The sequence below is a fragment of the Mycetocola sp. Y444 genome (assembly GCF_059445295.1).
In genome coordinates this window covers 25080-46063 of the sequence record NZ_JCAIUB010000001.1, presented here as the reverse complement: position 1 = coordinate 46063, position 20984 = coordinate 25080, and the positions used below count along the sequence as shown (strand labels likewise).

At 61.9% G+C, this 20984-nt stretch carries 15 protein-coding genes; all 15 read right to left on the bottom strand.

Annotated features, from left to right (window positions below; genetic code table 11):
• Positions 1–15 precede the first annotated feature (15 nt).
• Positions 16–831, bottom strand: coding sequence for an amino acid ABC transporter substrate-binding protein (locus AC1C2M_RS00190; RefSeq protein WP_495434868.1), 816 nt, complete (start codon positions 829–831; stop codon positions 16–18).
• A 530-nt stretch (positions 832–1361) separates the two neighbouring features.
• Complete coding sequence (locus tag AC1C2M_RS00185; RefSeq protein ID WP_495434867.1) at positions 1362–3383, bottom strand: DUF222 domain-containing protein; 2022 nt, start codon at positions 3381–3383, stop codon at positions 1362–1364.
• Positions 3384–3467: 84 nt separating this feature from the next.
• Positions 3468–4169: a hypothetical protein gene (locus AC1C2M_RS00180; protein WP_495434866.1), complete on the bottom strand. Its 702-nt coding sequence runs from the start codon at positions 4167–4169 to the stop codon at positions 3468–3470.
• Between the two features lie 2 nt (positions 4170–4171).
• Positions 4172–4915 (bottom strand): hypothetical protein, encoded by a 744-nt coding sequence (locus AC1C2M_RS00175; RefSeq protein ID WP_495434865.1) that lies wholly within the window; start codon positions 4913–4915, stop codon positions 4172–4174.
• Positions 4912–5961, bottom strand: a complete 1050-nt coding sequence (gene pilM, locus AC1C2M_RS00170; RefSeq protein ID WP_495434864.1) for a type IV pilus assembly protein PilM — start codon at positions 5959–5961, stop codon at positions 4912–4914. Before pilM ends, AC1C2M_RS00175 begins: the two co-directional genes overlap by 4 nt.
• 21 nt (positions 5962–5982) lie before the next feature.
• On the bottom strand, positions 5983–6840 hold the full coding sequence (locus AC1C2M_RS00165; protein ID WP_495434863.1) for a prepilin peptidase: 858 nt from the start codon (positions 6838–6840) through the stop codon (positions 5983–5985).
• Positions 6837–8642: a hypothetical protein gene (locus AC1C2M_RS00160; RefSeq protein ID WP_495434862.1), complete on the bottom strand. Its 1806-nt coding sequence runs from the start codon at positions 8640–8642 to the stop codon at positions 6837–6839. Before AC1C2M_RS00160 ends, AC1C2M_RS00165 begins: the two co-directional genes overlap by 4 nt.
• Entirely contained in the window at positions 8639–9322 is a 684-nt protein-coding gene (locus AC1C2M_RS00155; RefSeq protein WP_495434861.1) for a hypothetical protein, read from the bottom strand. Before AC1C2M_RS00155 ends, AC1C2M_RS00160 begins: the two co-directional genes overlap by 4 nt.
• Positions 9319–10719 (bottom strand): type IV pilus modification PilV family protein, encoded by a 1401-nt coding sequence (locus tag AC1C2M_RS00150; protein ID WP_495434860.1) that lies wholly within the window; start codon positions 10717–10719, stop codon positions 9319–9321. The genes AC1C2M_RS00155 and AC1C2M_RS00150 overlap by 4 nt, the downstream gene beginning before the upstream one ends.
• A 106-nt stretch (positions 10720–10825) precedes the next feature.
• Entirely contained in the window at positions 10826–11287 is a 462-nt protein-coding gene (locus AC1C2M_RS00145; RefSeq protein WP_495434859.1) for a type IV pilin protein, read from the bottom strand.
• 173 nt (positions 11288–11460) lie between these two features.
• The gene (locus AC1C2M_RS00140) at positions 11461–12690 is read right to left on the bottom strand and encodes a type II secretion system F family protein (RefSeq protein ID WP_495434858.1); all 1230 of its coding nucleotides are present in this window, start codon (positions 12688–12690) and stop codon (positions 11461–11463) included.
• A complete protein-coding gene (locus tag AC1C2M_RS00135) occupies positions 12691–14244 on the bottom strand; it encodes a type IV pilus twitching motility protein PilT (protein WP_495434857.1) in 1554 nt (517 codons plus the stop codon). It abuts the gene before it with no gap.
• Positions 14245–14320: 76 nt separating this feature from the next.
• Positions 14321–15991 carry a GspE/PulE family protein gene (locus AC1C2M_RS00130; protein WP_495434856.1) on the bottom strand — a complete coding sequence of 557 codons (1671 nt, stop codon included), beginning with the start codon at positions 15989–15991 and terminating at the stop codon, positions 14321–14323.
• 154 nt (positions 15992–16145) lie between these two features.
• Entirely contained in the window at positions 16146–16859 is a 714-nt protein-coding gene (locus tag AC1C2M_RS00125) for a hypothetical protein (RefSeq protein ID WP_495434855.1), read from the bottom strand.
• A 205-nt stretch (positions 16860–17064) separates the two neighbouring features.
• Entirely contained in the window at positions 17065–20946 is a 3882-nt protein-coding gene (locus AC1C2M_RS00120; protein WP_108391817.1) for a DNA-directed RNA polymerase subunit beta', read from the bottom strand.
• Positions 20947–20984: the final 38 nt, after the last annotated feature.

Here is a 20984-nt window from a genome sequence, read left to right as displayed (position 1 = left end):
TCCCAGCCGCGGGGACTACTTGCTCACGTCCTCGCCGAAGTACTTCACGGAGATCTCGGCGAGCGTCCCGTCTGCGGCGAGCTCGGCGAGAGCCTCATTGATGGCCTCGGCGAGGTCATCGCTGCCCGACTTCAGGGCGAAGGCGCTGAGCGACGGGTCTTCGGTTTCGGCGACGACCTTGATGGGTGCGTCTGGCTTTCCCTTGAGGTAGTCGAGGTAGGTGAGCTTGTCGTTGACCGTGGCGTCGATGCGCCCCTGTTCGAGAAGTTCGATGGCCTGGGCCCAGCCCTCGACACCTTCGACCGTTGCGCCTGCTTCTTCGGCGACCGTGTACCAGTTGCTCGTGAGTGACTGGGCGGTGGTCTTGCCAGCAAGGTCCTCGAGCGAGGTGATGTCTGTGTTGTCTTCGGAGACGATCAGGACGCCAGGTGAGACCGTGTATGGGTCGGTCAGTGTGTATTGTTCTTCGCGGTCGGGGCTGATCGAGACCTGGTTGGCAATGATGTCGAAGCGCTCAGCCTCGAGACCGGCGAAGATGCCGTCCCACTGTGTTTCTTCGAATTCCACGTCGAGTCCGAGCTGGTCGGCGACTGCCGTGACTACTTCAACGTCGTATCCGGTCAGGTCTCCCGCTCCGCCTTCGTGGAAGCTGAACGGACGGTACGTTCCCTCGGTTCCGACCACGAGAGTCCCGGCTTCGGTCACGCGCTCGAGTGCACTTCCGCTGGGTTCCTTTGCGGATCCTCCACCTGCATCCGCGGAGCATCCCGAGAGGGCGAGACCGGCGACGATGGTTGCTGCGAAGACGGTGGTGAGACGGCGTGAGTTCATGACGTGGGTGTTACCTTTCAACTTTGTGGAGGCATCGCGATCAATCAATCCAGCGGATGCCCCAACTTACGACCCTAGATGGCCTCGGTCGGCAGGCAAATTCGCGTGACGGACAATTACTCTGACGTGACGGACTATTTATTACTTTGAATAGAACCGACGACTGCTCGCGTTTATGCCGGTGCCAGCTGTTTTATTTGATATTCGCGCCTCGAACTCCGGTTCCCGCTCGAATTCCGCAACTGCGCTCGGCTGAAAAGGGGCGATGCAATGCTGATGCTTCGGCATGATGCGAGCCTTCAGACTCCCGATTGTTAATGGGACGTGGCGCCTTTTCCGAGCGGGCTCTACGCGTCCCGGGTCTGTTGGGACGGCGGGTGGGCGGAGTTTCCCCCGGACCCCCCGACTACGCGGTTCGGTCCTGATGGGCCGACGGGTGGGCGGAGTTCTCCCCTGGACCCTGGCCCTCGACTACGCGGTCCGGGTCTGTTGGGCCGGCGGGTGGGCGGAGTTGTCCCATGGACCCTCGACTACGCGGTTCGGGTCTGTCGGGCGGGCGGGTGGGCCGAGTTCTCCCCTGGACCCTGTCCGCCTCGTCTGCCTGACCGGTCACCGCCGCCATCGGCACTGTCGGCCCCGGCACCGTTGTTCCCGGCGGCTGCGGCTCGTGCTGCGGCGTCCGCTGCGTCGGTCGCGGCCTTGATCCCGGCCAGGCGGAGTCGTTCCTTCTCCAACGGTGATTTCGATGGCATCCGGATCGGGATCCGTTCCCCGTTCTCTCCCGGTGGTGGGATCAGGTAGTACTCGCCCTCGATCCGGACCACCCGATACCCAAACGTATGCACCAGCGTGTGGTGATACGGACACAACAGGATCCCGTCCGCGAGATCGGTGCAACCATCGTGGGCAGCCCATTCGTTGATGTGGTGCGCTTCAGTCATCGACGGCGGACACTCGCACCCCTCGATCCGGCACCCACCGTCCCGGACCGCCATCGCCACCCTTTGTTTCCGGGTGTGCAAGCGTTGTTCGCGGCCGACGTCGAGGATTGTGCCACTGGTGTCCATCAGGATCGGTGAGATCCCGGAGATACAGATCTGCTTCTCGATCACACTGCCCGGAACCGCATCTTTGCTGTCTTCGAGATATCCGGTACCGACCAGGTGCTCAGCGCCCTCACTGTCGGTGGCGCGGTTGTCGAGGTTCTCCTCGGTCATCACGACCCGGATACCGGGTTGGCGAGACCCGTACGTTGTGGTCGGGTCGGCCTGCACCCCGGTCCGCATCGCACCCATCAGAATGTCGTACACGATCTGGTCGTTGCTGCGCTCATCGACCCGGAGTTTCTCGGCCCGTTCCGCTTCGACCGGGTCCACCATCCGCGGGCCACCCCGCCGCGGCCGCAACGCCGCCCCGACGATGGACTCCACCCACGCCGCGCCTTCCTCATCGAAGGCCACATACGCTGTTTTCGTGCCGTCCTCGTTGCGGCCGAACCGCCACTTCCGGTTCGCGTAACGCTCATCCCACCTCAGCTGCACCCCGGCCGGATCAATCCGATCCCGCAAATGCCGCGCCCGAACCCCCAACTCATCAGCGTTCACCCCGGCAGCATCCGCGATGATCTCCACCGCCGCGGCCCGCAGCATCTCTACATCCACCCGGTCGTTCGGCACACCGAGTCCGCGCATGATGATCGTTACCGCCTCGGACCGGATCACACCCTCCCGCGCCGCCCGCGAGATCGGTTCATGCCACGGCACCACCGGCACCGGACGCAACACCGACACCGGAGCGCGGTCTGTGTCCGCGTCCGGGTCAACCAGGATCTTCCCATCCACATCGATCAACGGCTCATCCGCCCCGTCGACGCCGGGACCTTCACCGGGTCCGAAGCCTGTGGGGTGGGTGGCGGCATCCGCCTCACCCATCGCCTCCCCAAGCCGCACCTGACGGAACGCCTCCGACTTCGTCGACCCGGTCAACCGCTGCACCAGGTTCACCGCCGTGCGATCCCCGGTCGACTGAGCCCACCCCGAGTAACCGAGATCACGGCTCGACCGTTTCGCAGCCACCCCAGCCCCGGCCGCGATTACCGCATCCAGCTCGGACTTCGCCCGCGCCGCGTTGCGGAGCAATTCCTCGAGTTCGGCGTTCGCCGCCCGCTCCAACACCATCGACAACGGCAGACCCGCATCGCTGGCTGAACCTGCAACACCCACACCGGCACCGGCACCAAGGCCTGCACCAGCAGCAACAACACCGCCGCCAGCACCTACAGGAGGGCTCGCCGGCAACGGCTCCGGCTCGACTGGCACGAATCGCGGCCGCTTAAACGACGAACCGGCACCACCGAATTCGGTGATGCCGGACACGCTCCCAACGGAGGAAGACTCAGTTGCCCCCGACGCAGGTTCAGGACCAGACGCTGGTTCCGGCCCCGCAGCATCCCCCGCCACACGACCAACCGCCTCAATGGCGTCCTCATACCGAGCGATCTGGTCGCACACCCGAAGGGCGACCTCTCGAATCTGCTCGGACACCTTTGCCATACTTCATAATACCAAGATATTCGATATTAGAAAAGAGTTTCACGCAAAACATTAGAATATATATACGCCGCCAAACGTCCCGCCCTACTTCTCCAACAGCGTGTAGATATACCCGGTCACCGTCGCGTCGAACTGCCCCGGCACTTCCTCATTCGGCATCTTCGTCATCTGCGTCGCCATGAACAACCGGGACCCGTGCTGCAGCTTGTCGACAAACGACCACACCCCGTCGTGGTCCCCCTGCACGTTCACCGTGATCGGGATCACCACAAAATTCTCAGCCGAGATGCGAGCGTCGGTGATGACCGTGGGAGTTTCAGGGCCTTCTGGCTCGGATGCCGCGGCATCCGTTTCAGCAGCCTCGTCACCTTCGGTCGATTCCTCACCGGATTCCTCAGCCGGCGCCTCCACGGGCGGCACGACAACCGACGTTTCCGGAGCCGTATATTCGATCGCCTCGGCCACGGTCAGCGCAGTGATCGTCGTGCCGCTCTCGCTCGCCAGGGTGTCGAGCTGGGTCAGGAAGGCGGGCAGATCTCCGTTCGCGGGGATCGAGCTGCGCAGCCCGGCAAGCTCAGCCCGCAGCGCGTCGATGCTCTCGAAGTCACCCTTGAGCTTGGCGATCGCCACAACTGTCGCGTCGTTCTGCGCTTCCACAGAAATCCGCTGCTCGTCGGCGGCGGCCTTCGCCTGCAGTTGCGGATCGACACCGACGAACCAACCCATCGCGAGGATGCCGACCATAACGACGGCGAGGCCGAGGACCCAGAGCTTGTACTTATCCATGACTACTCGCCTCCCTCTCCGTTAGCCGCATCGGAGCCATCAGCATCCGCATCAACCGAGCCATCGGCATCCGCGTTCGGATCCACCTTCTGGTCCTCCGGCACGAAACGCTGCGACCACGCGCCCTCACCGATGTGCATGGTCACGACCGTCGTGTACTGACCGGTGTCCTCCTCGAGGGTGATCGAGTCGGGGTTCGCGTCCGCATACCCGGGCAGTTTCGCCAGCGCAACGAGCCACGCATCAGTATCGGGCAGCGCAGAAGTCTTCGCCCCGAAGGTCAGTGTCGCGACCCGCATACCCTGAAGAGGCGCACTCGGCTGGGTGTAATCGACGAGCGGCGACGCTCCGTCGATGGTGACCTCAGTGATTTCGACGTTCTCCGGCAGGCTCGCTTGGACCTGATCGAGGTACGCCTTCCAGTCGACCTCCGTCGCCGACCCGACCATCTGGCCGGCTTTCACCGTGGCGAGGGCGTCCTGCACGACGCGTACATCCGCGTATTTCTGCTGCTCGAGCAGCAACTCACTCGTGCGGTTCTGCTCCGCAACCAGCGCGATCTGCGCGGTGAGGGCGTAATAGAAGGACGCCCCGGTCGCGACAAAGACGAGCAGTACAACCCCGAGCGTCGCGTAGATCATCGATCGCAGGGTGCGCTTGCCCCGGTGCACCGCGCGGATCTCGAGCGGAAGCAGATCCGCCCGCGGCACCCCGCCGATGACCAGCGTCTCTGTACTCTTGCTCATGCTTTGCTCCCCAGCGCGAGTCCAAGAGCCACCAGAATCGCAGACTGGCGAGCGCGCAGGTCATCGGTGTTGAACGATTTGGCGACCGCGATGCTGGCATATGGGTCGGCCTGCACCACGGGCCTGCGCGTCAATTCGGCGAGCGCGTCAGGCAGCCCGCTGAGGCTGGCTCCCCCGCCGGTGAGCAGGATGCGGTCGACGGATGCCTCCGGCCGCGACTCCCTGTAATACTCCAGCGTGTTGCGAGCACTGATGAGCAGCTCACTCGTCACCTCGTTGATGATTTCCATCGGGTACTGGTATTTCGGGTCATCGACCCTCGTTCGAAGCCCGAGCGCACGCTTGAGCCCATCCGCCTGCTCGGGGGCGATCTCCAGCCGCTGCGCAAGCGCCGTCGTCAGGTCATCGCCGCCGGCCGGGATGATGCGCAAAAACTGCGGCACCCCGTTCGTTGCGATCACGATCGTGGTGGCGGATGCTCCGATGTCGACGATTGCGACGGTCCCGTTCGCCTGGTCCCCTCGAAGCAGCGCCCTGGCAAGGGCAAACGGAATGAGGTCGACTTCCTTCGTCGTCAGTCCCGACTTCTCCACGGCGCGGACGTTGCCCATCACCGCTTCCTTGATCGACGCGATGAGGAGCCCATGCACAACCGGGCCCGTGTCTGACTGGCCTTCGGAGACGGGATAGAAGTCGAGCATGGCATCGCCCACCGGAACAGGAAGCAGTTCCTGCACCTGGTACGGGAGCGCTTCGCGGATACGTTCCTGTGACATCCGGGGCAGGGTCAGGTCACGAGCGAGCACCCGCTGGTTGCCCATGCCGATCACCACGTTCTTGCTCTTGAACCCGCCGGTCGACCACAGCCGTTTGAGCACGGATGACACGGTGCTCGGCTCGATCACCTCACCGCGGTTCACCGCACCAGTCGGCAGCGGAAGCTCGTGAAAGCGCAGGAGAGTTGGGCGTGCCTTATCGGCGTCCTTCAGCTCGACGGCGCGGATGGCGACGCTACCGATGTCGATACCCACGATTGTTGCTGACATGCTTCTCCTCTTACTTTCTACCTACGCCACACCGAGCAGCGAGAGGTAGGAATTCCATAGCGCGGTGCCAAAGAAAATGCCGGTCCAGGCGCCGATGAGCATCCAGGGACCGAACGGGATACCGCTCTTGCGGCCCGCCTTGCGTGCGAGCATGAGCCCGATCGCATACAGCCCGCCAAGAAAGAAGGCAGCGAATGCGCCGACGAGGAGCGCACCCCAGCCGACGAACCCGAGGTAGAGGCCCAGAACGCCGGCGAGTTTGACGTCGCCAAACCCCATGCCGCCCGGGTAGAGCATCGCCATCAGAAAGTAGGCGAGCCACATCGCCGCCATACCGACACCAGCGCTAATCAAGGCGTCAAAGTCCGAATTCAGGATGCCGGCAGCCGCCAGCAAGATTCCGCCAACGAGGTAGCTCGGCAGGACGATCGCGTTGGGAAGCTTGTGCGTATCCAGGTCAATGAGCGCGAGAGCGACGCTGACCCCGGCGAGCCAGAGAAATGCGACGAGCACGAGCACGTTGGCAACAACGCCGGTGGTGCACGTGGCGAACTCGCTGGAAACCAGCCACCACCACACCCCGACCACGGCGAAGAACACGCCGACACCCGCTTCGACGAGTGGGTAGCGCGCTGAGATCGGCTCTTTGCAGCTGCGGCACTTACCGCGAAGCACCAGCCACGACAACACGGGCACATTGTCGTACGGCTTGATCTGGGAGCCGCACCCCGGGCATGCGCTCGGTGGAGCAACGACGGACATACCGTTCGGCACCCGGTAAATAACGACGTTGAGGAAGGACCCGACGAGGAGGCCGAGCACTCCAACGAAAAGAACCACCATTGAGGCGGCCGCTGCGGCGGGAATCAGGTCTGTCATTGCTTCGATCCGTCAGCTTTGAAGGCGCTGGTAACGCCGCCCACTTGGCTGATCCCGTATGTCGTCGAGACCGGAGAGAGGAACTTCGGCGGAGCCGTGAAGCGCAGTCTCTCGTCGTATTTGTAGAGTTTGGCATAGCCCGTGCCGCCCGTCGTAGCTACCGGACCTCGGAACTTCTGCGCGATGGCTCCTTGCACGGTAAGCGTGCCCCGTGAAGTGCTTTTGTCGTGGCTCTGCACCAGAAATGAATGAGCAACCGAGAGAATTGCGGCGGATACTTTTCGGTCCTTCGCGGTCAGGAGGGGTGTGTAAACAGTCGACCCGCCTCCCCAGCCGCCACCAGATGTCGTCGTTTTCATCGGGTTCCAAACCCACACGGCGTTATTGCCCACAAGACCCAGAATGTCAGCACCGTCATCAACGTATGCCAGGTCGCCGGTGATATAGACATAGTTCTCCGCAGCGATTGTCATGGCTCCGTTGAACTTGCCGCTGACATAAACGTCACCGTTTCGGCATCCGTAGTGCACCGGTGACGCTTCGGGCACGAAATTCTCATCCGCGAGCGGGTATCGAATCTTCTCGGAGCTACCGCCAAAGCTCCAGCCGCCTTTGTCCGCACTGGTACAACTGAAGTTTGCGGGGTTGGCGTTCTTTGCCGTGAAGTTTGGGTTGGCCGGCGTTGTCACCGTCGTCGGGACATTCTGCACGTAGATCAGGTTCTGATCAGGTACGTCGACGATGGCACCCATTTGCGATCCAAGCTGTCCAGTAGCCGTTCCTGGTACTCCACACAGGGTCTTTCCTGTGTCCGGATTCAGAGGGTTCGTTCCAGACTTGGGCACTTCGCCGGCAACGTTCGTGTGCGTAGTGAAAGGTGACTTAACGACCATCGTCCCGTCGTCCTTCAGCAGGATGGACGTGGGACCCGTGTAAAGGCATCCCGGGCGAGGAACTTCGGTGGGGAGATCGGAACGGGTTTCCCTCTTCATCTGGGCGTTTGTTGCTGGCATGCCAATGAGTTGGCCCGTCTTCGGAACACCTGCATTGAAAATGGGCATATCGCTCGGACAGTCGTCTGCCCTCTGATAGTTCGACGACTTAGTGTTTGCCGTTGTTACAGGGCCGTTGTAGGTGCCACAGAGGTAGAGCGTGTCATTCGAGTGGAGGGGTCCCTCAATTTTGTCGTTATCGGCGAAGGAGATTTTCGTGCACTTGTTCGTCGAGTTCCAGGTGTACGTGGGGGTGCAGTTGTTTCCGCCTTGAGTGGGGTCTTGTACTTCGTAGTCCGTGAAGTACAGGAAATCGATGAAACCTTTTTGCTTGAGGTCGGCGACGACCGATCGTGTCTCCGATCCGACCCGTCCTGTTGAACGCACGGTCAAGACGCCATTCGCCGTGTACTTCGAATTGTCGATTTCGTATCGAAACGACGCCTGCCCTTCACTTCCGGGGACTGTGGCCCAGCTGCCCGAGCCGAGCCCAAAAGCTGGGTTCGGATCGTCCGCAGGAAGACTTACCTTGACGCCAGTCGTCTTCGAAAAATCTGCGTCGGGATTGCCGTATTTTGTGTAAGTGCTGTCGTTCGCGAGGCGGTTCTGGTACTCCTCAAGGCCAGCGTATGCGGCGGCAAGAGCACCGTTCCAGTCCTCAGCGGTCTTGGCGGACCTGAGTCCCCCGATCGACATAGCGACCGCAGTCCCCACGATGAGCATCATGACGGCACCAAGCACGATCACCAGCACCAACGCAGCTCCAGCTTCGCCGCGAATGCGTAGGAAGCGTGCGACCGAGTACTTCATGATGTCTTCACATTCCCAAGGTTCGGCACACCGATGGTGTTCTTGAGTTCGACGGTTCTTCCGGGTGCGTCCGAATTTCCTTCGACCCGCATCGTCACCTTTATCGCGGCTACTTTTGCAAGCTGCTCCGCAGCCAATGCCCCGTCCGCTCCAACAGGCAACGGCTGGCGCTCCCCGTTCAGGTAAGTGAATAGAGGAACTCCATCCGTGGATACGAGTAATGAGCCGCTCAGGTTGCGAGTCGTAGTCGTCGCGGAACTCGGCCACGACCAGTAGCCATCCACGTCTTTGGCTACGACACGGGTTTCGATCAGCTGTCGCGACGCGTTCACCGAGAACGTCACCTTGACCGGTGCAAGCATGGCCCCACTCCCGCCAACGATCGAGTAGAGAGTGACGGACTCTCCAGCGGCGGCCGCGAAAGCGGGAAGAGGGGTCACGGTGTTCTTCACGGGAACCGTTGTCCCGTTGCGGATCACCTGCCCGAGCTCATTCATTGCGTTGGACGCCGTGCTCGAACTGGACACCGTCGCACGGCTCGTCGCTGCGACCTTGCCGATGCCAACGAAAACGCCGACAACCAAAGTCAAAATGACTCCGAAGACGAACATCGTGACGACCAGTTCGCTAAGCCCAAGACCGGCTTCTCGGTCTTGATTCTCGTGGGTCCCGCGCTTCATGGCACCACGATTGGCGCTCGGGGGTCCAACGTGACGATCTTGCTCGGATCCACGGTCCCGCTGGTGCGCACCGTCAGCCGAGTGCTGTCTAAGTCGGTCTTCGAGCTTGTGCCCTTCTCATTCGTCGTGGTGTATAGCGTCCACTTCCCGTACGGGAGTGCAATTGAAATAGAAGTCTTGCTCTTGGGCACAACTTGCCCAAACTCGTAAGTGACGGGAGTGTCGCAGGACGGCATGCCCGCCCCCGCTGTCACTTGACGTTTTGCGAAGAGATAAGTCTTGTTCGTCGTTGCGGATCCGACGACGTCGATCGCACCAACCGGCACTTCTACATCGGCGACATTCCCCGGTGCGGCCGACTCTGCCTCAAGCCGCGCACCCTGTCGGTTCGGCTTGCTGGTCGTATCGATAGGCCAGGCCGCAGGATCGACAACGGTGCAGGGCTTTTCGGTCAAGGAGGATGCGTAAGCACCGGCAATCGCCTGGTAGCCCGATGGCCACGGGAATAGCGGTACAGAATTGCCCGCGTCAAGCTTCACGAATGGGTTGTAGGTGCTGAGGAAGCTCACATCGAGGTTAGTAGGCACGAGGAGATTCGCTGCAGGGATAGGGGCCAGCGGGACCGGAGTCGGGACGTAGTTCAATCTGTAGTTTGCAGCCAGGTCATAGGCGAAAGCCACGGATGTCGATTCGCCCTTCTTCACAGTCGCGACGAGCTTCGGCTCGTCCTCATGCTCGAGATCCACATTGTCTGACTTCTCGACCTTGACGTCGTAGGTTCCGGGCTTGACTTTCAGGAGGTAGCTGCATCCATCTGCATCCGTGACTGGCGCCGCCTGTGTGATCGCACCGCCGCCGGACGTAGGAACGGCAGTAACGGTAACTTTCGGGTTACCTGACCCGGAAGCAGCTTTCACCGAGACCAAAATCGTTCCCGTCTGCGGATCATTGATCCGGCTTCCCGGGGTCAAGAGTGTGTCTGTGCGTACCGGCTTCGTAGCCTTCCGCTTCCCCTCCCAGGTCACAGTCACGTTGATTCTCTTGTACTGAAGCGTGCCGCCTGCTTTGTCGCAGCTAACGTCTGTGCCGAGGGTGGACACCCACGATGTGGATCGCTCGACCGTGTATTTGATTCCTCCGACGGTTTCCACGACGGTTCGATCCAGAACCCCAAAAACGTCTTCGTACGACCGCACGAGATCTATCTCTCCCGCAGCCAAATTCGCTGCAGCGACGCGGCCACGAGAATCTGATGTCATGGCGAGAACGCTCGTCATGGAATACGCGACACCCAGCGACACAAGCGCGAAGACCATCATGGCGACGATGACCTCGATGAGCGTAAGCCCACTGTCCCGGCGGGCGTTCGGGAGCGGTCTGGATCCAGAAGTGATCAAGGCATTCCTCCCCTTGGATCGAGACGACGGAAAAACGGGCATCAAGGAGGATGGGGCACTGTCGCATGCGACAGTGCCCCATCCTCACACCATTTAGGTGCGGGTTTTACGCTTTAGGCGCAGTGAACACACCGTCTGTGCAGCCGCCCTTTGCGGCACCCGCTGAGTCGGTTGCCGCGAAAGTGGTTGTGAAACCGGCGTCAGCATCAGGCACCCCGACGATGCAGAATCCCGTCTTATCAGCGGTCTGCTGGAACGTAAGCGATGCCGTGTGCTCTCCTAGGGTGAATCCGTATTTCTTATCCAGCGCGAGGGCAGTCTTGTCCGTCGGAAGCTTGCCGGTGTCCGTCTGATACGCGATCACGGCAATTTTCGCATTGGTGACATCGGACTGAACAGAGCTTTCCTTTGCGTTGTTCTGGATGCCGAGGTAGACGGGGATCGCGATCGCGGCGAGGACGCCGATGATGATGACGACGACGAGGAGCTCGATCAGGGTAAAGCCCTTTTCCTTCTCTTGAATGGCCTTGTAGCGTGCGGCGAGCGCAGCGGTGATGCGAGAAACCATGAAATTTTCCTTTGACTGAGCGTTACTAATTTGTGGGTCGGAAATCCCGGTGGCCCCCCTTCTCTGACCATATGGGAAGGACACATTCAACCTGCACACGCGAATAGGGGTCACTTGAGCACATTGCCACCCCAGCTCGGGGGCAGTGACGCATTAAGCTGAGTGAACCTCAGTTATTGCATCAATGTGGCGATGTTGAAGACGGGCAAGTAAAGGGCGACGATCATGCCGCCGACGACGATGCCGAGGAAGGCGATGAGCAGCGGCTCGATCAGCGACGTGAGGCTGTCGGTCATGGTCTGCACCTCCTGGTCGTAGAACTCGGCGATCTTCTCGAGCATCTGCTGCATCGCGCCCGAGTCCTCACCGACGGCGACCATCTGCACAACCATCGGCGGAAAGACATCCTCCTCCGCCATCGGGCCAGCGATCGATTTCCCCTGACGCACCGAGTCTGCGACCTTCTTGAGCGCCTCTTGAATGACGTAGTTGCCGGATGTCTCCCCGACGATTTGAAGCGCCTGCAGGATCGGCACACCGGCGCCGATCATGTCCGCGAAGTTGCGGGAAAACCTCGCAACAGCGAGCTTCTTCATAAGCAGGCCGAACACGGGCATCTTGAGTTTGAGCGGGTCGAGGAACTTGCGTACGTTCTCGTCATTCTTGTGCGACTTCCACCAGACGCCACCGACGATAGAGAGCACCAGGATGAGCGGCCCAAGCCAGATCATCTGCTCCGACAGCGTGACCAGGATCTGGGTCGGAAGGGGCAGGCTGCCGCCCATCCCCTCGAACATGTCCTTGAACACCGGCACGATAAAGATGAGCATGCCCGCCACCGCGAGGACCACCATGCAGACGACTACCACGGGGTAGGTCATGGCGCTCTTGATGCTGTTCTTGAGCGCCGCTTCCTTCTCGAAGTTCGTCGCGACCGTGTCAAGCGCTTTGTCGAGGAAACCGCCGGTTTCCCCCGCCTTGACCATGTTGATCATGATCGGCGGGAAGTCCTTGTGGTGCTTCCGCATGGCATCCGACAGCGACGAACCAGCCTCGACGTCGTCACGCACCGTGACCAGAATCTTCGCCAACGGCTTCGACTCTGTCTGATCGGCAAGGATCGTCAGCGTCTTCATGAGCGACAAGCCCGCACTGGCCATCGTCGACATCTGCCGGCTCATGATCGCGAGGTCCTTGAGCCCGACACCCTTCGAGAATCCGGGGATCGTGATCTCTTTACTCAGCCCTGTGCCGTCTGGCGCGGCCTCAATCGAGATCGGTGACAGCCCCATCGATCGGAGACGGGTAGCAACGGCCGACTCGCTCGAAGCCTCGACTTTGCCCTTGACCATCTTGCCCGCTGCGTCTCGTCCCTTGTAGGCATAGGCGAGGGTGGTTGGCACTTACCGCTCCAGCCTGTTCGAGAACGAATCGCCGAAGTCGATCCCCGACGCCTGCATCGCACGAGTCGATGCCTCGGTCGGTGACTGAACACCGCTGAGCATCCGTGAGAAGCCCTCTGGGTCGTGGGCTTTCGCTTCCGCGGCCTGGCGGGTCACCCTGCCTGAGTTGACGAGCTCAGCGAGGTGCTGGTCCATAGTGTGCATGCCGAGTTCCCTACCCGCCTGCATCGCCGAGAGGATCTGGTAGGTCTTACCCTCACGGATGAGGTTCGACAGCGCCGGCGTGATCACCATGACCTCGGTCGCAACCACTCGCCCCGACCCGCTCGCCTTCGGCACGAGGGTCTGGCAGACGACGCCCTGCAGCACACCAGACAACTGCGTGCGCACCTGATCCTGCTGATGCGACGGGAAGACGTCGATCACACGGTCGATCGTCTGCGCGGCATCCTGCGTGTGCAGCGTCGCGAAGACGAGGTGGCCGGTCTCGGCGGCGGTCAGCGCCACCGAGATCGTCTCGAGGTCACGAAGCTCACCGATCAGGATGACGTCGGGGTCCTGACGCAGCACATGCTTGAGCGCGTTCGCGAAGCTGTGCGTGTCTGCACCGACCTCACGCTGGTTGACGATCGACTTCTGGTTCTTGTGCATGAACTCGATTGGGTCTTCGACCGTCACGATGTGGTCGGCGCGGGTACGGTTCACGAGGTCGATGAGTCCGGCCAGCGTGGTGGACTTACCCGAACCGGTCGGACCGGTCACGAGCACCAGGCCGCGTGGCAGGGCAGCAAACCGACTGACAGAGTCAGGCACTCCAAGGTCGCTGAGCCGCTTGATCTCGGTCGGAATCAACCGGAACGCCGCCCCAATCGCACCGCGCTGCATGTAGTAGTTCACGCGGAACCGGCTGTCCGCGGTGAGGGTGTGCGCAAAGTCGAGCTCGAGATGGTCATAGAACATCTCGCGCTGCTTGTCGGTCACGATGGCGGCGAGCTCCGCCGTCACCTTGTCCCGGCTCCAGGGCGCTGCGCCGTCGATCGGTTTCAGCCCACCGTTGACGCGGATCATCGGCGGAGCGTCGGCCGTGACGTGCAGGTCGGATGCCCCGAGGGCGACCACAGCAGAGAGAGCCTCAACGAGCGAGATCTCAGCTTCTGCCTGCGGTGCGACCTGCTCACCCCCGTTTCGCTCAGCGCGTGCTGCGGCAGCGGCCTGGGCCATACGGTTGGCCTCGCTGCGGGTCATCGGCGGGGCTGCCTGCGGAACCGGCGTCGTCAGGGGTGGCGACGCAGCCATCGGCGGCGAAGCAGCCATCGACGGAGACGCATCGCTGAACTGCAACCCGGCACGCGGCGCGAACGGCGGCGCGAGTTCGTCGAAGACATCAATGCCCCTTGACTCAGAGTCCGAGGTAGCGCTGGTGACCAAAGGATCCGGTGCGTCCGCAGCAGGAACGCCGGTGCTGGCATCCGTTCGTGGCTTGATTCCCGGCGTCCAACCGCCAACGTTCGCGCCGGGCGGCAGGATCGGAATCTCATAGATTGGATCGCTCAAGCGTCACTCCCTCAAATGTGCTTTCTGCTGTGTGAATGTCCGGGTTCGGCACCTGCCGTCCCCACTGCGAGCGCCGTTAGACGACGACCCGCAGAATCTCCTCGAGGCTTGTGAGCCCCATGGTGGCTTTGGTGTACCCGTCTTCGCGGAGCGTGAGCATCCCCTGCTCACGAGCCACCCTCCCGATGTCCGCACTCGACGCGCGGGCGACGGCCATCCGCTCGATCTCCTCAGAGATACTCATGACCTCGTGAATCGCGAGCCGGCCGCGGTACCCGGTGTTCGAGCACTGGTTGCAGCCGACGGGTCGGAAGATTCCGGGCATCCGGCGGCTAACCGGGACCTGCGGAAACTTCATCCGGAGCAGGTCATCGGCCGTGTGCTCGGCCGGTGCCTTGCACCGGTCACAGAGCCGCCGCGCGAGACGCTGGGCGACGACGCAGTCGAGCGCCGACCCGACGAGGAAGGGTTCGATATCCATTTCGGTCAGCCGCACGACGGCGCTGGGCGCATCGTTCGTGTGCAGGGTCGACAGCACGAGGTGGCCGGTGAGCGACGCTTCGATCGCGATCTGCGCGGTTTCATGATCACGGATCTCGCCGAGCAGCACCACATCGGGGTCCGAACGCAGGATCGACCTCAGCGCACTCGCGAAGGTGAGCCCCGCTTTCGGATTGACCTGCACCTGGTTGATGCCCGCCATCCGATACTCGACGGGGTCTTCGACGGTGATCACGTTGATCTCGGGACGCGCCACGGTGTTGAGCGTCGTGTAAAGCGTCGTCGACTTCCCCGAACCGGTCGGGCCAGTAACGAGGATCATGCCGTACGGCTTCGTGTATGACTTCTTGTACGCCTCGAAGTTGCGGTCGAGCAACTGAAGGTCGCGCAGGTCGAGGCTCGTGTTCGAGTTGTCGAGAATTCGCATGACGACCTTCTCGCCCCACACGGTGGGCAGTGTCGCCACGCGCAGGTCGATCTTGCGCCCGCCGTGGCTCACCGACATCCGGCCGTCCTGCGGTTTACGCCGCTCGGCGATGTCGATATCGCTCATGATCTTGAGCCTCGAGATCACACCGTTCTGGATGCTCTTGGGCGCGCTCTGCATCTCATGGAGCACGCCGTCAATGCGGTATCGCACCCGGAGTTCGTGCTCGCCAGGTTCGATATGGATGTCGGAGGCGCTGTCCTGGATCGCCTGCGACACGAGAAGGTTGACGAACCGCACGATAGGCGCATCGTCATCACTGTTGTCCGCGATGCCGAGTCCGGCATCCTGCGGAGCTGACTCTTCTTCGAGCGTGCTCGTCAGGTCGTTGAGCTCGTCATCGGCACGCAGGTACCGATCGATGGCGGCGAGGAGGTCGCCCTGCTCCGCCTGCACCTTCTCAACCCTCAGGTGGGTTGCCGCACGCACATCGTCGATCGCGAACACATCACCCGGTGTGACCATCGCGAGCTGAAGCACGCCGTCGACGAGCCCGATTGGCAGCACCGAGTGCCGCCGGCAGAGCGTGGCGGGCACGAGAGCAACAGCCGTGCGGTCCACCGGGTACTCGAGAAGCTCGACGAAGCCGATCCCGGCCTGCGTTGCCCGCGCTCGCGCGAGCTGGACCGGGGTGACCATCTTCTGCTCGAGCAGCGCGCCGAGTGCGACCTCGTCATCGGCCTGGTTGCGGCTGACCCGCTCGAGCTGGTCGAACGGGAGGATCCCCTGGAGGATCAGCGTCTCCATAATGGATGGCACGAAGATCACCCCCCGGATCGTGTCAGTGCTTGGCAGCCTTGTCACGCTACAGTCCAGGTGCCAGGTGGCCACAGTCCCCCGTTGGGGATTCGGCGCCCCCATTCACGTGACGCGTCGTTGCCTCCCCGCTCCGTGACGGCATCCGCCCGGCGCGCTACCCCCAGAGCGTTGCGATAATGTCTTCCGTGTATCCGGCAAAATCCACCTGGGTCCAGTGCGTGGACACCCACCCGTTGCTCCGGAAGTAGTGCGACTCGCCAGCCGGCCCGTACTCACCGGACTCGTCGACCCACAGGATCGTGCAGTGCGTGCCGCCCATCCACTCGACGCAGCTGTGACCGTCAGCGGTGAGCGCTTCAATCGCCGCTGCGATCTGGCCCGCGTCGACGATATTCACCGCGGTCCCGATCCCGACCTCGCTCGCCACTCCCCAGTCGCAGTCGATGGATGGCAACGTCTCTCGGATCGCTTCCGCACTCTCCGATTTGGTTGGCGCAGTACCGGCAAGGGTTTCATCGTTGAGCGGCATACCGGACGCGCTGAGACCCTCGAAGAACGTGGGGCTGTAGACCGCCGAGCACTCCGACGGCAGAGAGATCGCGTCGGGGTCTTCGGGTGTCGGCGTCGGCGTCGGCGTCGGCGTAAGGCTCGGAGTCGGCGTGGCGGTCGTTGTCCGCGTCGCAGTCGGCGTCGGCGTCGGTTCGCCGCCGGTCTCCGCACCATCACGGACCGCCCAGAACACCACCAGGGCGATCACGACGGCAACCACGAGCCCGACCGAGATCCACAGGATGAGGCGCCGACGTCGCTGACCGTCGTCCGCCGGAACGGGGGTTTCTTCACCGGGGATTCCGAACTGGTCCGACATGGCTGTCCTTTCGCGAGGCAGGCCCCCAAGCTACCGCGCTGCCGACCACTCATCCCGCAACATCCGGTCACGATTTGGACAATCTCCGAACGGGTGCTGTCGAGCGCGTCGCGAACGCGGCCGCAGGCATCCGTTAACGACGAAAGGCCCCGACTCAAGAGTCGGGGCCTTTCGTGTCAGCCGCCGAAGCGACTGTGCCTGCTACCTAGTTGTAGGTACCGGGGGTGAAATCGTCACTCGAGAAGGTGTCGAAGTCAACGAAGCCGAGGTCGGCCTCATCGAATGCACCATCCGTTGCGAAGATACGGTTCGGGTAACGCTCGGCCTTGGCCTCATCAGTTGCCTCAACTGTGACGTTGCGGTACTTTCCGAGTCCGGTTCCGGCCGGGATGAGCTTACCGATGATGACGTTCTCCTTGAGGCCAAGAAGCGGGTCGCTCTTGCCCTCCATGGCGGCCTGCGTGAGAACGCGGGTCGTCTCCTGGAACGATGCGGCAGAGAGCCACGACTCGGTCGCGAGAGAAGCCTTGGTGATACCCATGACTTCCTGACGAGCGGATGCCGTCTTCTTGCCTTCGGTCAGCGCAGCACGGTTCAGCTCGTTGTACTTCATCCGGTCGACGAGCTCACCAGGCAGGAGGCCTGTGTCACCGTGGTCAACCACTGTCACCTTGCGGAGCATCTGGCGGACGATGACTTCGATGTGCTTGTCGTGGATGGGTACACCCTGCGAGCGGTAAACGCCCTGGACGCCACCAACGAGGTGCTTCTGAACTTCGCGAACACCGAGAACCCGGAGAACTTCCTTCGGGTCGACGGCACCGAGGTGCAGAGGCTGACCGAGCTCAACGTGCTGACCATCTTCAATGAGGAGGGTCGCGCGCTTGAGAACCGGGTAGATCACTGGCTCGTCGCCGTTGTCCGGCGTGAGGATGATCTTGCGGCTACGGTCAGTGTCTTCGATGTTGACGCGACCTGCAGCTTCAGCGATCGGCGTCGCACCCTTGGGGGTACGGGCCTCGAAGAGCTCCTGGACGCGGGGAAGACCCTGCGTGATGTCGTCTGCTGATGCCGAACCACCGGTGTGGAACGTACGCATCGTCAGCTGGGTACCGGGCTCACCGATCGACTGTGCCGCGATGATGCCGACGGCCTCTCCGATGTCGACGAGCTTTCCGGTTGCGAGCGAACGGCCGTAGCAGGCTGCACAAACACCGACAGCGGACTCACAAGTCAGGACCGAGCGCACCTTGATGCTCTCGACACCTGCCTCGACGAGCTTGTCGATGAGAACGTCTCCGACGTCCGAACCGGCCTCCGCAACAACGGTGCCCTTCGGGTCGATGGCGTCTGCAGCGAGCGAACGAGCGAACACGGAGTTCTCAACGTTGGCGTCACGGACGAGGGTTCCGGTGGAGTCGACAGCGGCGATCGCGAGCTCGAGGCCCTTGGTCGTTCCACAGTCTTCTTCACGGATGATGACGTCCTGCGACACGTCGACGAGTCGACGTGTGAGGTAACCCGAGTCGGCCGTACGAAGCGCCGTGTCAGCAAGTCCCTTACGAGCACCGTGGGTTGCGATGAAGTACTCGGCAACCGACAGGCCCTCGCGGTAGGACGAGATGATCGGGCGAGGGATGATCTCACCCTTCGGGTTGTTCACCAGGCCTCGCATACCCGCAATGTTGCGGATCTGCAGCCAGTTACCACGAGCACCAGACGACACCATGCGGTTAATCGTGTTGTCCTCGGGGAAGTTGGCGCGCATCGCCTCAGCAACCTTTTCGGTCGCCTCGGTCCAGATCTTGATGAGCTCCTGACGACGCTCCGCGTCGGTGGTCAGACCCTTGTCGAACTGGCCCTGCACCTTGGCGGCGAGCTTCTCGTAGCCCATGACGATCTCGCGCTTGTTCGGCGGGGTGAGAACGTCGCTGAGCGCAACGGTGACGCCTGAGCGGGTTGCCCAGTGGAAACCGGCGTCCTTGATGTTGTCAAGGGTCGCGGCCACAACTGTCTTCGGGTAACGCTCTGCGAGGTCATTGACGATCGCGGAGAGCTGGCCCTTGTCGGCAACTGCTTCGACGTACGGGTAGTCGTCCGGAAGGGCTTCGTTGAACAGCGCGCGACCGAGTGTGGTCTCGACGAGTACAACTCCGCTGCCTTCGTAGCCCTCTGGGCCCTCGCCCTTGGCGAAGGTGATGTCGTGAAGACGAATGCGCACCTTGGCGTTGAGGTCGAGTGACTTCTGGTCGAACGCGAGAATTGCTTCCGCGATCGACGAGAACGCGCGACCTTCACCGGCGACACCCTCCTTGAGGGTGGTCAGGTGGTGCAGGCCGATGATCATGTCCTGCGTAGGCAGGGTGACCGGGCGTCCGTCAGACGGCTTGAGGATGTTGTTCGATGCGAGCATCAGGATGCGAGCTTCAGCCTGCGCCTCAACCGAGAGCGGCAGGTGAACAGCCATCTGGTCACCGTCGAAGTCAGCGTTGAATGCAGCACAGACGAGGGGGTGAAGCTGGATGGCCTTACCCTCAACGAGCTGAGGTTCGAACGCCTGGATTCCGAGGCGGTGGAGCGTAGGTGCACGGTTCAGCATGACCGGACGCTCGCGGATGATCTCTTCGAGAACGTCCCAGACCTCGGGACGGCTGCGCTCGACCATGCGCTTTGCTGCCTTGATGTTCTGAGCGTGGCTCAGGTCGATCAGGCGCTTGATGACGAACGGCTTGAACAGCTCGAGAGCCATCTGCTTCGGCAGACCACACTGGTGCAGCTTGAGCTGCGGTCCAACGATGATGACCGAACGACCCGAGTAGTCAACGCGCTTTCCGAGCAGGTTCTGACGGAAACGACCCTGCTTACCCTTGAGCATGTCGCTCAGGGACTTGAGGGCACGGTTTCCCGTTCCTGTAACCGGACGACCACGGCGACCGTTGTCGAACAGAGCGTCAACAGCCTCCTGAAGCATGCGCTTCTCGTTGTTGACGATGATCTCGGGGGCACCGAGGTCAAGCAGTCGACGCAGACGGTTGTTGCGGTTGATCACACGACGGTAGAGGTCGTTGAGGTCGGATGTCGCGAAGCGGCCACCGTCGAGCTGCACCATCGGGCGCAGTTCCGGCGGGATAACCGGGACAACCTCGAGCACCATCGCGGCCGGCGAGTTGCCGGTCGAGAGGAACGAGTTGACGACACGGAGGCGCTTGATGGCGCGGATCTTCTTCTGACCCTTGCCTTCGGCGATCTGCGTGTGCAGCAGCTCGGACTCAGCCGCGAGGTCGAAGCTCAGCAGTCGCTTCTGGATCGCTTCCGCGCCCATGAACGCCTCGAAGTACAGGCCGAAACGGTCCTGCAGTTCGTGGAAGACGGCATCCTCAGGCTTCAGGTCTCCGACCTTCAGGCTGCGGAAGTCGTCCCAGACACGCTCGAGGTGAGCGATCTGCTCGTCGTACGACTTGCGGGCCTGGCTCATCTCCTTCTCAGCGGCGTCCTTGGTGCGACGCTTCTGGTCAGCCTTGGCGCCTTCTGCCTCGAGGGCAGCGAGGTCGTCTTCGAGCTTCTTCAGACGGTCAGCAATGCGGGTGTCGCGCTGGTCGCCGAGGGTCTTGATCTCGAGACGGATCTCGTTCTCAAGGCCTGGCATGTCTTCGTGGCGAGCTTCCTCGTCAACGGAGATGACCATGTATGCCGCGAAGTAGATGACCTTTTCGAGGTCCTTCGGTGCCATGTCGAGCAGGTAACCCAAGCGCGACGGAACGCCCTTGAAGTACCAGATGTGGGTGACGGGGGCAGCCAACTCAATGTGACCCATGCGCTCACGGCGCACGGACGACTTGGTGACTTCCACTCCACAGCGCTCACAAACGATGCCCTTAAAGCGGACACGCTTGTACTTGCCACAGGAGCATTCCCAGTCACGGCTCGGGCCGAAGATCTGTTCACCGAACAGACCATCCTTCTCGGGCTTCAGGGTGCGGTAGTTGATTGTTTCAGGCTTCTTGACCTCGCCGTACGACCAACGACGAATGTCGTCGGCTGTAGCCAGGCCAATGCGAAGCGCATCAAAAGTTGTTACGTCGAGCAATTTCTCTCCTAAAGAAAGTTCTCTGAGGTCTTCAGTTG